Here is a 16,162-nt window from a genome sequence, read left to right as displayed (position 1 = left end):
ATATTTAGTTCTTATCATTCTTTGATCACTTCTATGGCCGAAAAACAGATTCTAATATTTGGCTGATTTGACTTTACAATCATCTCAAATACCCAGTTGCTTCTATAAAGAAACTAATTGCTTTTCTCGCTCACAACGATGTAATCAGGAAGTAAAACAACCAAATTAAAGCGGCTTGTTGTCATTTTATATCTAAAGAATAACTGAACTGACATATTCCATTTCATGCTTAACAGTTAAAACAGCCTGTTCTAACCTGATCATAGAATTAACTTTCTGATCTAAAGTATTCTCAACCTATTCCTCAATCAATATGTATGGATCAGTTGATTAAATTTTTAGACCTGAGTTCGATTAATAACTTTATTCAAACACTCTGCAAAACCTAAATCCATTACACTTAATCAAGCTTTTGCCTTCAAGCCAGGCAGGCTCTTCCTTTTTTCATTGCCAAAAAAGGAAGCAAAAAGTCTAGAAAATTATAAACTCGCTAGCGCTCAGACAGTATAATTTTCATTCTTTCTTGTGAAGCACCGAATAAGCAGTTTTTTAAATCGAACTGAAGTTTTTTATCACAAAAGGCAACGAATTGTTGCCTTTTGTGATAGCGTATTATGCATTACAAATGCTTTGAATTGATACTTTCAAAGCATGTATTGGGGTATCAAACCCTTATTCTTTTAACCAAGGTTCTTTGGAACCATTTAGGTAAGCAATGTACCACCCACATCCCCATGATGCACACCAAAGTACGTCTTCGTTGTATGGGTCTGGTTTCACATCCACTATTTTATCTGGCTGACCGAGTCCTTTATTGATTTTAGTCCATGTCGTGCCTCGGTCCATAGATAGGTATAAACCTGGATTGAGAAATTCTCCAATTTTACTGATCTGCTGACCTGCTACACTGACCACTAGGATATCAGGATTGATTGGAGAAGTTTCAATTTGCCACACATAGGGTGCTTTGAATATTTTCTTCCATGTCTTGCCTTTGTCTGAACTACTCCAAACTCCGCCTTCTTCATACGTTCCCATCCTTCTCCCAGTACTGATGAAAATATCCTTGGTATTTCTATCTATAAAGACATTGTTGACGGATTTGATCACAGAAGGAATCGTCATCTTTTTCCAACTAGTTCCTTTGTCGGTTGACTTATATAGCCCTCCATTGTTATCGTTTGAAGCGGCATAAATGACTTTTGGATTATCTGGATCTAGAATAATTCTTCGAATACTAAACTTGTCATGAAAGCCTTTATTACTTAGCTCCCAAGTATATCCTCCGTCAAAAGATCTATAAAACCCATATCCTCCTTTTGTGAGTTTTGGCCCTTTTCCGCCTCCTACTTCTGAAATCATCTGATGAGTAGAGCAGAAATACATATTGTCTGGATTTTGAGGATCAATTGTCAAGCTATTTTGTGCAGCTAGTCCTCTATGAAGGGGACTCTTGACATCAAAGATGGTGGCTATATTTTCCCAAGTCTTCCCCCCATCAGTTGTCTTTCGAAGTTTCCCTCTGTGTGACTGTCTCCAGCTCAAGAAGAATATCGTATTTGGATCTTTCGGATGAACAGCTACTGTAGAAATAGAATGCGCTCCTTTCTTATGAACTTGGCCTTCTATCTGCTCTACGGCTACAGCTTGCTTATCTGGCCAACTTTCCAAATCTGTTGTCTGCCAGAGTCCATGCTCTCCGCTGCACAGCAATCTCCTTCCTTTGATTCCTGTTTCCATCAACATAAATCGACCTGGAAGATCGCTGTCTCCTCTACCGATCCACTTCCCACTACCTGGAGAGGTTTCGTAGTCGTCTACTTGATTCCATGTATTCCCCTTATCAGTGGATAACAGTGTCTGCTGATCTATTCCAATATATACATGTCCCTTGGCGTTAATTTCCAGTGTTCTATTACCTGACCGTGCTGGTTCGTGAGCCATATGCTTGTGAAGGTGGGCAAACTGAATATTTGGTTCTACAGGGTTGTTTCTCTTTTTCCAATAATCTACATTTTGACCTTTCTCCCAATATTGTCCATTTCGAGCACAGCTGATCCAAGTGCTACCTCCATCCAAAGTTCTCCAAACATCTCCCGCTCCAAAAGTCATATCATGCTTCTTGTTGAAGGTTACGTAGATCTCATTTTTATCTAATGGATTAACTGCGATGCGATTGAATACTGGTAGAGTCTTATTCGGAACCTCTGAGTATTTAGATTTTGCTTCTTTTTTATTGAGACCAAACCAATACCCTATCGTGCGGTAATAACGATCAGTCTCTGCAAATGAATTCATTGCCTTCAAGTCAAAGTATAGGTCAGATGTAATATCCTTCCATGTAGCACCTGCATCTACACTTATGAAGACTCCGCCCCTAGCAGTGGTAGTTTGCCCTTCTTCTTCATATACTGTTTGGTCTACCAGATACAATACAAACTCTTTGGTGTCTGGATCATAGAATGATGTCAAATCTCTTGGCAGATCATTTGGAAGACCTTTCGATTTCTTTGCCCAAGACTTGCCTCCATTCATACTAGTCATCAGGCCTACATTCGTAGCCATGATCAGATGATTTGTATTATTAGGATTGATAATAATTTTGGCTACATCCGTATTTTCAGGAAGGCCTTTGTTGTACTTAGTCCAAGTCTTTCCTTTGTCTGTTGATTTTTTGATATATCCATAGTCGGCATATTTGTATACGTTTCCATGAGGTTGGTTAGCGGATTTATGATTCTCCTTTACATTCCAAAAATCTCCTGCTCCTGCATACCAAATATTATCATCTGTCGGGTCAACTGCCAACTCGCTAAGCCTCATTCCTAATTGCTGTGACCACCATTTATCTTTACCTGATTGTTCGGGTGTTCTGCCCAATACTGCTAACTTTTGCCATGATCTTCCTCTGTCGTTAGTCTCAAATACCCAACCATGCCAATCTAATGCAATTCCAAAATCAGGGTTTTGACGAGAAAACTCAATGTCGTGAACTCTTTTCATGAATTGACCTGATCCATCTGAGTCTTTTACTGTATGCCAAGATTTACCATTGTCCCAAGTTCCAAAGGTGACGTGCATATCTGGCCCCATCAGCATCGTATTGGGATCTGTAGGGTGACACCAAAATTCCTCATTGTATCCTGACATCCCAGGTCCAAAGTTCTTCCACTCTATTGATTGGTCGGATGTTACTCTTTCTGTTTTTATTTTCTTGAAAAAGTCATCTTTCTTCTTTCCATAAACAGACTGACATACAATCAAGGCCAGCATAGCCAACAGGCTTAATCTTATCTTTAATTTCATCATCGTACTCTGCTTTAACTCTATTTCGAAATATCATTCTCGATTTGCCTGCAATAGGTAATCACAGCCTTTCAAAATGATTCAGTTGCCCACTCAACAAAGGCTGAATTTAGAAAACACAGGAGGTTTAGGTTAGAATTACCACCTTATTTTGGACTAAGGTTCTTCTACAAAGAGTTTAGATCTATCGATAGCAGAATCTTGGTTCATGGGTGAAGTGGCTTTCCACGGACTGATCAACAGGCTAAAACTGGTGTTTGGAGTTCGATTTGAGTAGGCTTTTGTTCCAAAAACGGCTAAAAAACCGCCATTCGCTATTATTCTGTCCCTATTCGCTAAAAAAATTGGCTCTACGCACTTTTTGAAGGGGTATTCGCTGTTTTGGAAGGCCCATTCGCACTTTTTTATAGCCATTCGCATGCGAATACCCCTTCAAAATCAGCGAATGGCACTCAAAAAACCGCGAATGGCCCCTGAAAATGTGCGAATGACCCCAGAAAATCTCCGTAGACTCATTTTTTTCAGAGAACGGTCGTTTTTTCTAGGTTTTTATCATTCAAAACTGCGTAACATCGTTTTTTGAGAGATTTATTGTGTTTTTATGGAGTTAATGGCTGTTCTTAGGGTTCAGCACCAGAGTAAACTACTTATCCCCGTCGTTTGTAATTGGTTGTTGTCGTTTATAGTATTGTATTTCAATACGAAAGAAAAACGGAGTGTTATTACTCGGTTGTTGACGGTAATTAGAGATCCATGAATCCCATATATTTAGATACTCACATTCATACCTCACTTGATCCTAACAGCGTTAATCAGAACTATGATCTAGAGTTATTAATCAAGAAAATTCAAGAATTTAATGAAAATTCGAATTTTTTAATCTCATTGACAGATCACAATATGGTCAACAAACCAGCTTACTTAAGAGCTATTGAATTGGGCATCAATATAGTGTTGGGAGTGGAACTTCATATCAAGAACTATGATAACTGCCCAGCATACCATTGTCACATATATTTTGACTTAAAAGAAATTACAGAAGACTGTATTGACGATATTAACGAAAAACTCGACAAGCTTTATCCAAATAAAGTGGTTCAAAAAACTGATCCTAGAATTCCATCAATACAAGACATCATAAACAACTTTGATTCTTATGAGTTTATGTTACTTCCTCATGGAGGTCAATCTCATGCCACATTTAATACTTCAATTCCAAAGGAAACTAGACTGGATAGTACTCTAGAAAAGAATATTTATTACAACCATTTTGAGGGGTTTACAGCCCGTGGTGATAATGGGCTTGAAAGAACGCAGGAATACTTTAAAAAATTAGGGATTAATGACTTTGTAAACCTGATTACATGTAGTGATAACTACAACCCTGAAATCTATCCGAATGGTAAAGACAAACATCCCTTTAATCCAACTTGGATGTTGGCACAACCAACCTTCAACGGTTTAAGACTTTCCTTGTCCGAACGTTCTAGACTGATTTATACTCGAAAAAAGCCAAGTTTTTTTTCAGAGAAAATCCAATCCGTAAAGCACAATAGACCAAATATTGAAATTGACATTGAATTAACTTCTGGTTTAAATGTAATCATTGGAGGTTCTTCTAGTGGAAAAACATTGTTAGTCGACTCAATAGTCAGATGCTTAAATAAACAAACAGAAGCCACTGTATATGATCAATATGAGGTAGATAGAATCAGTATTATTAATCCATCAGGAATGATTCCTCACTACCTCTCACAGAACTACATTATGAGTGTAGTGAATAATATCAGTGAAGATAAAATCGAGAATATAGATATTATCAAAAGAGTGTTTCCGGGTGACGGGGATATTAAGACAAGTATATCGAATGGATTAAGAGAGTTTAAGGCTAACATCCAAGAATTAATCAAAGATGTTAAGGTTCTTGAGGAAGAGACTCAAACACTTTCGACTATTCCGGTTATTTCCAGATTGATTACTAAGGATAACCTTGAAACAAACATTTTTGATAATCTCCAGCCTACTGAATTGGAGCATGAAAAAATTCAATTTTCAAAGCCAACACACGAGAGCTATATAAAATCATTAGACTCCATAGATTCATTTCTTTCTGCATATCCATTTGTCAAGCACAATCCTAAACTTATAGAGGATTTAAAAGCAAAATTAAATTACGCACTAGAAGTATCCAGTAAAGAAAAACAAGTCAGGACTTTACTTGAACAAGAGCAAAATTCTTATAATCAATTGTTAAGGCACAGAAATCAAGAAGACCAATCAAAAAGACAAAATTTCAACAAGCTACTTGCTTCTCTAAAAAGATATATCAGAGCGTACAGAAAATTTTATAGTACCGTAAATACCATATCGAATTACTCATTAAATTTCGATTCTGAAGAAATTGAGTCAATGGGTCATAAACTCTACATTGAAAACGACTTTGTACTCAATAAGGATAAGTTTATTGATATAGTAAACCATTTCATAAAAAACAAAATATCCGATTTCGCATCCATTACACCAGAGCTTTTTTATGAAACCAATTTCATGAAACGTAAGCCTAAGGTTTATGATTATGATGATTTTGAGAATAAAATCTATAATGGCTTTGAGTCCTTGAACAGGAAGAAATATAAAATTATTACTAAGGATAATCGAGAGTTTGATAAGCTTAGCCCAGGTTGGAAAACATCTGTCATACTCGACTTAATTCTTGGTTATGAAAATGACATTGCACCAATAATAATTGATCAACCTGAAGATAATTTAGCAACAGATTACATTAATAAAGGCTTAGTCGAAGCAGTAAAAAAGATCAAATCAAAAAAGCAAATCATTTTAGTCTCTCACAATGCAACGATTCCAATGTTAGCAGATGCTCAGAACATTATACTGTGCAGAAACGAAAACAACAAGTTGATTATTAAATCAAGCCCTCTTGAAGGGAAAATTGAAGGTATTAGCGTAGTGGATCATATTGCGTCAATAACTGATGGAGGAAAGTCCTCCATTAAGAAGCGAGTAAAAAAGTACAACCTAAAAAAGTTTAGTGATCATGAAATTAATATTTAATAAAGAAGATAATAATGAGATAACGGTCAAAATTCAGCAAGGAACTGTAGCTGTGGATTTCACATATACCGAAATGATTAAGCAATTACTTGAAAATAATCGAATTGCAGAAACTGATTTCAATAATCTAACAGAAGATGAAGAAGAAAATCTTAAAGAGATGCTGGAAAAGGTTTCTGAAATATTCGAAGAAGAAGAAACAGAAGAATAGCGAAGAAATAACTACTCCCGCCATGCACGGCATGGTGGTTTATCATTCCAACTCTACATCAAATTAAATATAAATCAAGCATCCCTCTGCCTACTGAAATCAATAGCTAAATTTTACAAATAGCACTCTGATGCTGATACGTCTAATTTTTCTACAGGATTGTTGTATTGCTGTCTAAGTTGTGCCCCGTTTTGTGTGGTTGTATTTCGACCAGCAGCTAATTTGATTGATGATAGATATTCTCTTTCTTATTTTATTTTAAGAGTATCGTTCTAACCTTAAGCTTTAGAGCCCGATTACTCTTCCTAATTCCCTCCCATTCCCATTCCAATATTTTAGGCATAAAAAAGCCACAGTCTCCCGTGGCTTACATTTCTTTTTATCTGATCTCTATTTCCTGATCTGTAAATCGTCAATACCAGCTACAAGATGGCAACAGCGAATGACAACTACGGTCGATTCATCGCTGAGATGTAAAGAGAACGTCAACCAATGGCTAATTGATAATGGTAACGCTGAAGAAGTGCATTATTAAAAAAAGCCCCTGATTTCTCAGAGGCTTTCATCTATTTCTAATTAGAATAATTTCGATATTACAAAAAATAATACAACGTAAAAGAAAATCCCCAACCACGAAGCAATTTGGAACTGTTTCTCTTTCTTAAAATATCCATTCTCCATGTACTTTGGACCAGCTCCAGAAAAAGAAGTAAACCTCCCTGTTGGCAGTAAAAAGTAAAACAATTGAAGCCCTTTCGACAAAGACTTATCTCGTCTCTCTAAAGCACTAATTGCTTTCTCTCTTAATTCTACAGGAAAATTCTGTACTCTTTGTAAGGACACTTTGTTACTGTAAAAATACTCAGCCATCTGAACCTTATCCAAATTCTTCACACTATCAATTAATATCTTCTCATTCATGGATTCTCTTCTTCCGTGCTTTGATTAAGTTGCCACAACATCAAAAACATATGTAATTGTCTAATAAAACTCAACCTTTAACTAACAGCATTTTATTAACAATAAAAGTTGTATCAACACCACTTCCTGACAAATCATAGTCAATAGCATAGTGACATTGCCAATAATATTCAACAATATCCCCAACACCTAACGTATCTATCTTTATTGAAAAAGTAACGAAAGCTGTATCAGACTCGACTACTGCGGCTTGATTAGGTATAGCAAATAATCTTTCTTCAGCCATTCCTGTAACAAATCTCACACTAACTGGATTAGTAATACCTAACTCACGAGCTTGTTTTAACAGTTTGTTATCTGATAAGAATATTTTCGTTCTATATACGCTGTTATTTCGTATAGTATCAAACTTATTAGAAAATACTGGACTAATAAGTTTATCATTATTTAACCTACTATTGTCACAAGATGTAAGTACTAAAACCAATAACGTAAATGCTGGTAAAAATTTCATATCTCTAATATGATTGCGACACAGTCTTTAAATAAGCGTCTTCAAAAGAAAATTCATTCTATTTTCCAATCCTCAAGTATTTCCATAAACTTATTTTTATCATACTTAAGATATTCATCAGCATTTATGAAAGCATAAAAGCAATCATTGCCTTTGGCCCACTGAATGATATTTCTATCCATTTCAAAATATGGAGGATACATAATCTCTACTAACATGCCATTTTCAGAACCATAATTTGGTAAAAAACCAAAAACTTCTACCTCAAAATCATTTGATTCAATTTTATACGGCATTATTATTTCAAAGCTTAATTTGCTTGAAGCTTCTTGCCACGTTTCTTTAATAATTTTTGACATCATAAGTCTTAATTCTAATAGTTCCTTTCTTATCAGAAGGCGCTATATAACTTATATGATTATAATTATGGGAGATGCTAAAACTAAACGAACTTACTCTTAATACAGAAATATAGATTGATCAATTCTAACCCTATCAGTCTAAACATAGATCGTACAAAAACAAAAAGCCCTTGAATCCAAAAGGAACAAGGGCTTAGAGTACCAGAGGCGGGACTTGAACCCGCACGGCCCGAAGGCCATCAGATTTTAAGTCTGACGTGTCTACCAATTCCACCACTCCGGTGTGTGGCGTTATGAATGTGTAAGAGTCAAAAAGACATAAAAAAAGTGTATGCGCGATGCTTTTGCACCTTCTCACTCCACATACACTATCACACTCATTAGAGCGAAAGACGGGGTTCGAACCCGCGACCTCCACCTTGGCAAGGTGGCGCTCTACCAGCTGAGCTACTTTCGCGTTTTCATTATTTCTTGTTTTAACAACCCGTTTGGTTATTACGGGTGCAAAGATAAGAAGCGTTTTTACATTTTCAACACCTCAAGGTAATATTTGACGAAGTTTTTATTAACACTCTGATAATCTGAGAGAAAAATTTCAAATTATTTTCAAGCTTTGAATAAACTGCTTTTCCCTTCACTGCTATCATACACCTTGATAGCTATAACTTCAGCTTCAGCAGTCTTGGTTTCCCCAGAAAACATATCGCATTTAAGCACTACCTTCTTCCCTTTCATCTCTGTCACCAGTGCTTTTAGCACTACCTCCTTATCTATAGGTGTTGGAGCCAAATACTTTACATTGATAGTACCTGTCGCATATCTATATTCTGGAAATGTGCCCAAACCTCTACTTTCTGTTTTGTATGCATAAGCCATAGCAGTACACATACAATGACAGTCAATCAATGTCGCTATAATCCCTCCATTAAGCAGATTGGCCCAACCATGATATTTCTCCTCTGGCATCCATTTACTTACTGATTCCTCACCCTGCCAAAAACTCTTGACGTGTAAACCTTCGTCATTTTTAACCCCACACCCAAAACATACATTCTCTGGCATGTGATCTTGGAAATAATCTTTAATTTCAGAATTCATGATTTTTTAGTTACAGCCTATTTTAACTAACTTATCCTCTGTAATCAGGTTCCCTACCCTCATTGATGCTTCAAGTTATGAAATATGGCAGACCGATCGACTAAATCAAATAAAGAAAAAAGTAAACCTAAACATACCCAAAAGTCTGCATCTGAAAATCAACCACATATTGATTCTAAAGATGCAGGCTTTCCTAATATAGATTTTAAAAAGCTGATTGGATGTGGCGGTTGATTATTCTGATGAATACACCCGCTTTACTCGCTGACTAATATTGGTTAGTATCTCGTATGGAATGGTACCTATCCAATCCGACAGATCTTTAATAGTAGGGTTTTCTCCAAATACAATTACCTCATCTCCAGATTTTACCTTGACATCTGTAACATCTATCATAGTCATATCCATACAAATATTCCCCACAGTTGAGACTAAGCTTCCATTGATCATCATTTGCCCTTTTCCATTTCCAAACGCCCTAATATAACCATCAGCGTAGCCAATTGGCACAACTGCTATCTGCATATCTGACTGAGCAAAACCAGCTCTACCGTAGCCTATAGACTCTCCAGCGGGGATTAACTTTACCTGAGAAACAAAAGACTTTAAAGTGCCTATTGGTTGGACTTGCCCATCATCTGATTGACTAGGATCAAAGCCATATAACCCTATTCCAAGCCTTACCATATCGAATTGGTATTCTGGATATCTAGATATCCCTCCAGAATTAACTATGTGACGCATTGGTTTATACCAAAGAGCATCCATAACCTTTAGACTCATTTGCTCAAATCTAGAAACCTGTTTAACTGTAAACTCTTTATGCCTAGGGTCTTCACTTCCAGCCAAATGACTAAATATACTCTTGACTTTAATATCCTTATTGACTTTGAGTTGATCTATGAGCATATTCAACTCGTTTTCTTTGAAGCCTAATCTGTTCATACCCGTCTCTAGCTTAATATGAATCGCAGGTACGACTTCTTCATTTTCAAAATAATCTGTAAAATCATAGAACTGCTCCAAACTGTAAATTTCTGGTTCCAGATTATACTCTTTGATCAGTCTGAAAGAATCCATAGAGGCGTTCATAATCATTATTGGTAGATGAACACCGTTCTTTCTGAGTTCTACCGCCTCATCCGTATAAGCCACTCCTAAATAATCAACTTTATGATATTGTAGAAGATTGGCTATTTCGAAGTTCCCTCCTCCATAAGCGAAAGCCTTAACCATTACCATGATTTTGGTTTCTTCTTTGAGCTTCGATCGATAATAGTTCAGGTTGTTCGTTACTTTCTCCAAGTTCACCTCCAAAACTGTACCATGAACCTTATACTCATACCGATCGACTATTCTTTCAAATTTGAAATCTCTAGCCCCCTTGATTAAAACAATCTCGTCATGAATATTCAAGTCAGAACTTAGAAAACTCTCTGTATCTGGATAAAAATTTGATTCCAATGTAAATGCATCTTGTGCAGCTGATATCTCAGCACCTACACCTATCAGCCTTTGCACTTTGTTAGCCTTTAGAAGATTATCAACTTTTCTATAAAGGACTTTCTGATCTAGACCTGTTTGATATAGGTCTGATAGGATAACTGTTTTCTTAGTTCTTTGCTTCTGGCTGTTGAGAAATGAAATTGCGATTTCTAAGCCATAAAGATCGTTGTTGTAAGTATCATCAATTATATATGAGCGATTGACTGCTTGCTTCATTTCCAGACGCATTTTGACAGTCGATAAAGTATCCAACCGTTGTTGAATTAATTCAACACCAAAACCAAACACATGCAATGTCACTGCACAGTGAACACAATTTTCTACCGAGGCATGATCCGTAAATTTCAATCTCAAATCAAGTTCCTGTTCACCTATTTTTACTTTGAATTTTCGACCTTTATTTTCACTAATCGACCAACCAACCAATCGATCAGCAGAATAAAAAGAAGTCAATGCCTCCTTGACAACTTTATGATCTTCGCAATAGATTATTTTCTTAGTTCCTTTAAATAACTGAGCTTTTTCTCTCGCCTTCTCTAGATGTGAATCGAACCCTGCATTATGCGCTTCTCCAATATTTGTAAATATCCCAACTGAAGGTTTAATGATTGACTCTAACTTACCCATCTCTCCCTTCCTAGATATTCCCGCTTCGAATATTGCTACATTATGATGCCCTGACATTTGCCAAACTGAAAGTGGAACTCCGAGCTGAGAGTTATAACTCTTTGGACTTTTGACAATACTATATTTGTAATCCAACATCTGAGCCAGCCACTCCTTTACAATAGTCTTACCATTGCTTCCTGTTACAGCAACGACTGGATAATTAAACTGTGCTCTGTGGGCTTTCGCGAGGTCTTGTAAAGCATCCAAAGACTGATTAACTATAAAAACACTAGCATCTTCGGGAAGTTTAACTGGTTTTTCGACTACAAAGCATCTTGCGCCGCTTGTATAAGCATCGCTTACAAATTGATGACCATCGTGATTCTTTCCTTCTATGGCAAAAAAAACAACTCCTTGTCCTACCGCGATATTGCGAGTATCTGTAACTAAATCTCGAATTTCAACATCTGAGGATACTTGCTGAAAATCACCCGTAGTTATCTGATCAATTTGACTAAACTTCATATACTATCTTTTATGCTTTGAGTGCATTTTTAATCACAGGACAATATCTCCATATTGGTATTATTGCCTGCACATTGAATCGACTTCAATAAAATCACTAAGCCATCCCTCCTCTTGAGTCGGGAAACTTCATTTTTGAAAATTAGCTACAAATCTTGACTGTGGGTTGTTTTTTCAGTCTTTAATCTTCGCAATAAGATCATGATACCATAACTTGCAAGATTTATTGGATAGCAATTTTTTACATTTTTCATTTTTTGATTGAGTTTACATGAAGGTATCTCCTAACATTCCTTTCCAACTGATTTACACCTTGTTCGAACATCCTTACCTAGGGTATTTATTCGAGTCTTTTGTTATACAGTTGAATGAGCAAGGGAATCTAACCTTCTCTCATCAAAACATTTCTTCTGCCAATGCGGAAGAATTCTCATCTGGATTGGATGAAAAGGACTACGAGCTTATCAAGACTATGGACTCCATGCAGCCAGATGTAGTAGTAAAGAAATTTGAAAAGAAAAAGGTAAAACCTGACGACTACTTCCTCAAAATTTTTGATAAGAAAACTGGCGATGAGCGTATCCAAAAACAAATGCGTGAATATGTAGAACGCAGGCGAGAGATCATTATGCCCCTTTTACATGGAAAACGTCTATTCGAAATGGGGAATGATGGAGAACCTGCTTGGAAAGAAATTGAAGTCCTCAATGAAAAGGCAACCGTACTTTTTCATTTCAGAAAAAACGAAGATAATACGCATTACTTCCCTACCATCAAATACGATGATCAGAAAGTAGAGTTTCTAAACAAAGGTGCGTATATATTGTGCAATTCCCCAGCGTATTTAGTGATCGAAAGGAAGCTATACAGCTTTGCTAAAAAAGTAGATGCCAATAAACTCAAACCATTTCTCAACAAGAAATTCATTGCAATTCCTAAGAATATCGAAGACAACTACTATCGTAAGTTCGTAGCACCGTTAGTAGCTAGCTTCGACGTATATGCCAAAGGGTTTGATATCACTACAGAGAAAATGATTGTTTCACCAGTTCTATACTTTTCAGAATTAGCATCCAATCAATCGTTATCACTATTTGGAGAGGACAATGTCACAGCGGTAGCCGAACAAGAAGACAGTAAAATTCTATTTGAGCTAAAATTTCAATACGGAGAACACACCTTTAATGGTGATAAAAGCAAAGGAGTAAGTGTTCATGTAGATCAAGATGGTGATCATTACACTTTTCGTAGAATTACAAGAGATCTTGAAAAAGAAGAAAAAACGCTTCACTTACTAAAAGAAAGTGGGTTAGGACTTCGCCCTACTCAAGTAACAGTACCAATGGGTGAGGCGTTTGAATGGATGCGATTGAATCAAGGGTTTCTTAAAGGTGCTGGGATAGAACTGCAACAAAACGGATCAGGAGAGAAAAAGTACTTCTTAGGGACATCTGAGTTAAATCTAGAAATAAGAGAAAATATTGATTGGTTTGATATTCACGCTATTGTGAAGTTTGGAGATTTTGAAATCCCTTTTAAACTAATTCGAAACTACATTCTTAAGAATAAAAAAGAGATAGAGTTACCAAATGGAGAAATAGCCGTCATTCCTGATGCCTGGTTTACTCAATACTCAGAGTTAATGGCATTTTCTGATGAAGGAGATGAAGAGCAAATCAAACTTCAGAAGCACCATATATCTCTTGTTAAAGAGCTTCAAGAGTCAAATCTGGCAAAGCTTGAATTGGGAGCTAAATTGGCAAGACTTAGCGAATTTGAAGAAATCGAAGACTTCCCTATTTCACCAGCATTCAAGGGTGAACTTAGAGCATATCAGAAAGCAGGTTTTAACTGGATGAAGTTTTTACACTCTTATAGACTTGGCGGATGCTTAGCAGATGATATGGGACTTGGTAAGACCGTACAAACTCTTGCACTATTACAATCCACCCATGATGAAGAAAATGCTGGTACAAGTTTATTGATAATGCCTACTTCTTTGATCTACAACTGGGAAAAGGAAGCGGAGAAATTTACTCCTAACCTCAAAATCCACAATTACACAGGAGTTAAAAGAAATAAAGACATTACGCAATTCAGCAACTATGATATAATCATCACTTCCTATGGAATAATAAGACAGGATATTGACTACTTAGCTCAGTTCCATTTTAATTATATCATTTTAGATGAATCTCAAGTCATTAAAAATCCTGAGTCTAACATCTCAAAATGTGTAAATGATCTTAACTCTACAAACAAACTCATATTAACAGGTACTCCAATCGAAAATACTACGCTGGATCTCTGGACTCAAATGAGCTTTGTTAACCCTGGACTTTTAGGAGCTAAAAGTTATTTCAAGAAGCATTTTCAGCTTCCAATAGAAAAGAAAAATGATGAAGGGCAAACCAAAAAGCTGTACACAATCATAAAACCTTTCTTATTACGAAGACACAAGTCCCAAGTAGCTACAGACCTTCCTGAAAAAGTGGAAAATGTGCGTTATTGTACTATGTCAGATGCTCAAGAAGAAGCTTACGATAAAGTAAAATCAGCTTATCGTGATAGAATCATGGAAGAAATCGATGGAGGTGGAAGTCTTGGCAAATCTCAATTCATGATTCTTCAAGGCTTAACTAAACTTAGGCAAATCGCGAATCATCCTCAATTGGCGGATGAAAGTTATAATGGTGATTCTGGAAAGCTGGAGGACATTAGCTTTATGATTAATAATGCGGTGAATAAAGAGCATAAAGTACTAGTTTTCTCACAATTTGTAAAACACCTTGGAATAGTAAGCAAATACTTAAATGAGCAAGGAATAAAGTTTGCGTATTTGGACGGCAGTACTAAAGATAGAGAAGCAGCTGTAAGAGAGTTCCAAGAAAAAGAAGAGATCAAGGTATTCTTGATCTCTCTCAAGGCAGGAGGACTAGGGCTTAACTTAACTCAAGCTGAGTATGTCTTTTTATTAGATCCTTGGTGGAACCCTGCTATCGAAGCACAAGCCATTGATCGAGCACATCGTATCGGGCAGAAAAACAAAGTCTTCACTTACAGATTCATTACTAAGAACTCCGTAGAGGAAAAGATTATGAAACTTCAACAGAGTAAACAAAAACTAGCTTCTGATCTGATCACGACTGAAGAAAGCTTTGTTAAGTCTTTGTCAAAAGAGGATTTAGTTGGCTTATTAGACTAGTCCTCAAAGGCAAGTGCAAAAACTAATGAAGCTGTTTGTTTTATTCTCTCAGATGGATACAAGTGATAAGCCTTTGTCACTAATGTAAAAGCCTGAGAGAAATTTTGATTGTTCAGCTCAGCCAATGCTAAATTGTAATAATGTAGACCTGAGAGCTCTTTTAGTGTCACTTTATTATCAATAAGCTCAGAGATGTACTGTTCGTCCGACCCTACACCAGACATAGCTAATTCTGCATTGATTTTTTTCGCATCATCCATAATCATCTTTCGACGAGCTTGAATTTCTTCTTGATCTTTAGTGATACCATACAGAGCATCAGTACTTTCTAGCATATATTTTTTACCCTCGGCATATGCTAGTAAATACACATGGTAGTCTGTTTCTCTTATCTCATACAAAAACCCGAAATGATCTAAAACTAAAGCATACAGAGCAGTACCTGTGACACAATCATACTGTCGCCTCTTGTCAAAAATCTCCCCAAGTGCCACGTACTGCTTATATTCTCCGAGATACTTTCTATGAACTGCATAAAACACATACTTTAGGAAAGATTCATCAGACTTCACTTTCAACCTCTTCTCCTCAAGCTTTTCTATTAATTCAGCAAAATCTGTACTGGCTGTAGTAAAGATTTCTGGACGGGACTGTTTTAAGTTTCGTTCAAAAAACCTTTCAAAACTATCTCCTCCACTTGCCACAACACTAGTGATAGTAAATACTACCATTGCCATTATGAGCCATATGTTGAAGATCGACTTGATCATATTTCTAATTTATTTTCTTAATGTTAATTTTATGTTAACTAATATAATTGCAATAGTAATAAA

Annotated in this window: 11 protein-coding genes and 2 tRNA genes; 4 read left to right on the top strand and 9 right to left on the bottom strand. The window is 36.4% G+C overall.

The window, feature by feature from the left end:
• Positions 1 to 672: 672 nt before the first annotated feature.
• The gene (locus DKG80_RS10425; RefSeq protein WP_245906993.1) at positions 673 to 3,309 is read right to left on the bottom strand and encodes a VPS10 domain-containing protein; all 2,637 of its coding nucleotides are present in this window, start codon (positions 3,307 to 3,309) and stop codon (positions 673 to 675) included.
• Between the two features lie 750 nt (positions 3,310 to 4,059).
• Between DKG80_RS10425 and DKG80_RS10415 the strand changes: the two genes are divergently transcribed.
• The gene (locus DKG80_RS10415; RefSeq protein WP_109831279.1) at positions 4,060 to 6,378 is read left to right on the top strand and encodes an AAA family ATPase; all 2,319 of its coding nucleotides are present in this window, start codon (positions 4,060 to 4,062) and stop codon (positions 6,376 to 6,378) included.
• Positions 6,362 to 6,589 carry a hypothetical protein gene (locus tag DKG80_RS10410; protein ID WP_109831278.1) on the top strand — a complete coding sequence of 76 codons (228 nt, stop codon included), beginning with the start codon at positions 6,362 to 6,364 and terminating at the stop codon, positions 6,587 to 6,589. The genes DKG80_RS10415 and DKG80_RS10410 overlap by 17 nt, the downstream gene beginning before the upstream one ends.
• Before the next feature lie 576 nt (positions 6,590 to 7,165).
• Here DKG80_RS10410 and DKG80_RS10405 read toward each other — a convergent pair.
• The 6 genes from DKG80_RS10405 to DKG80_RS10380 all read right to left on the bottom strand — a co-directional run bounded on the left by DKG80_RS10405 (position 7,166) and on the right by DKG80_RS10380 (position 9,484).
• Positions 7,166 to 7,510, bottom strand: coding sequence for a hypothetical protein (locus DKG80_RS10405; RefSeq protein ID WP_109831277.1), 345 nt, complete (start codon positions 7,508 to 7,510; stop codon positions 7,166 to 7,168).
• 70 nt (positions 7,511 to 7,580) lie between these two features.
• Complete coding sequence (locus tag DKG80_RS10400) at positions 7,581 to 8,024, bottom strand: hypothetical protein (RefSeq protein ID WP_109831276.1); 444 nt, start codon at positions 8,022 to 8,024, stop codon at positions 7,581 to 7,583.
• A gap of 53 nt (positions 8,025 to 8,077) precedes the next feature.
• Entirely contained in the window at positions 8,078 to 8,383 is a 306-nt protein-coding gene (locus tag DKG80_RS10395; protein WP_109831275.1) for a hypothetical protein, read from the bottom strand.
• A gap of 202 nt (positions 8,384 to 8,585) precedes the next feature.
• Positions 8,586 to 8,669: transfer RNA gene (locus tag DKG80_RS10390), tRNA-Leu, on the bottom strand.
• 101 nt (positions 8,670 to 8,770) lie between these two features.
• A tRNA-Gly gene (locus DKG80_RS10385) sits at positions 8,771 to 8,843 on the bottom strand.
• Between the two features lie 149 nt (positions 8,844 to 8,992).
• Positions 8,993 to 9,484: a PaaI family thioesterase gene (locus tag DKG80_RS10380; protein WP_109831274.1), complete on the bottom strand. Its 492-nt coding sequence runs from the start codon at positions 9,482 to 9,484 to the stop codon at positions 8,993 to 8,995.
• Positions 9,485 to 9,568: 84 nt separating this feature from the next.
• On the opposite strand from DKG80_RS10380, the gene DKG80_RS21145 reads away from it, so the two are divergent.
• Positions 9,569 to 9,718, top strand: coding sequence for a hypothetical protein (locus DKG80_RS21145; RefSeq protein WP_162555811.1), 150 nt, complete (start codon positions 9,569 to 9,571; stop codon positions 9,716 to 9,718).
• On the opposite strand, the gene DKG80_RS10375 is transcribed toward DKG80_RS21145, so the two are convergent.
• Complete coding sequence (locus tag DKG80_RS10375) at positions 9,719 to 12,124, bottom strand: bifunctional UDP-N-acetylmuramoyl-tripeptide:D-alanyl-D-alanine ligase/alanine racemase (RefSeq protein WP_109831273.1); 2,406 nt, start codon at positions 12,122 to 12,124, stop codon at positions 9,719 to 9,721.
• Positions 12,125 to 12,395: 271 nt separating this feature from the next.
• On the opposite strand from DKG80_RS10375, the gene DKG80_RS10370 reads away from it, so the two are divergent.
• Positions 12,396 to 15,329 (top strand): DEAD/DEAH box helicase, encoded by a 2,934-nt coding sequence (locus DKG80_RS10370; RefSeq protein WP_109831272.1) that lies wholly within the window; start codon positions 12,396 to 12,398, stop codon positions 15,327 to 15,329.
• On the opposite strand, the gene DKG80_RS10365 is transcribed toward DKG80_RS10370, so the two are convergent.
• Positions 15,326 to 16,099 carry a hypothetical protein gene (locus DKG80_RS10365; RefSeq protein ID WP_109831271.1) on the bottom strand — a complete coding sequence of 258 codons (774 nt, stop codon included), beginning with the start codon at positions 16,097 to 16,099 and terminating at the stop codon, positions 15,326 to 15,328. The two genes, DKG80_RS10370 and DKG80_RS10365, sit on opposite strands and share 4 nt — an antisense overlap.
• Between the last annotated feature and the right edge of the window lie 63 nt (positions 16,100 to 16,162).

It is taken from the genome of Reichenbachiella versicolor, assembly GCF_003171675.1.
GTDB classification, from domain to species: Bacteria; Bacteroidota; Bacteroidia; order Cytophagales; family Cyclobacteriaceae; genus Reichenbachiella; species Reichenbachiella versicolor.
The sequence above is the reverse complement of the archived record's forward strand: the minus strand, read 5'-3'. Positions and strand labels throughout refer to the sequence as shown.

Coding starts and splice junctions, on each gene's coding strand:
- DKG80_RS10425 (WP_245906993.1), bottom strand. CDS start 3,309: ATGATGAAATTAAAGATAAGATTAAGCCTGTTGGCTATGCTGGCCTTG.
- DKG80_RS10415 (WP_109831279.1), top strand. CDS start 4,060: ATGAATCCCATATATTTAGATACTCACATTCATACCTCACTTGATCCT.
- DKG80_RS10410 (WP_109831278.1), top strand. CDS start 6,362: ATGAAATTAATATTTAATAAAGAAGATAATAATGAGATAACGGTCAAA.
- DKG80_RS10405 (WP_109831277.1), bottom strand. CDS start 7,510: ATGAATGAGAAGATATTAATTGATAGTGTGAAGAATTTGGATAAGGTT.
- DKG80_RS10400 (WP_109831276.1), bottom strand. CDS start 8,024: ATGAAATTTTTACCAGCATTTACGTTATTGGTTTTAGTACTTACATCT.
- DKG80_RS10395 (WP_109831275.1), bottom strand. CDS start 8,383: ATGTCAAAAATTATTAAAGAAACGTGGCAAGAAGCTTCAAGCAAATTA.
- DKG80_RS10380 (WP_109831274.1), bottom strand. CDS start 9,484: ATGAATTCTGAAATTAAAGATTATTTCCAAGATCACATGCCAGAGAAT.
- DKG80_RS21145 (WP_162555811.1), top strand. CDS start 9,569: ATGGCAGACCGATCGACTAAATCAAATAAAGAAAAAAGTAAACCTAAA.
- DKG80_RS10375 (WP_109831273.1), bottom strand. CDS start 12,124: ATGAAGTTTAGTCAAATTGATCAGATAACTACGGGTGATTTTCAGCAA.
- DKG80_RS10370 (WP_109831272.1), top strand. CDS start 12,396: ATGAAGGTATCTCCTAACATTCCTTTCCAACTGATTTACACCTTGTTC.
- DKG80_RS10365 (WP_109831271.1), bottom strand. CDS start 16,099: ATGATCAAGTCGATCTTCAACATATGGCTCATAATGGCAATGGTAGTA.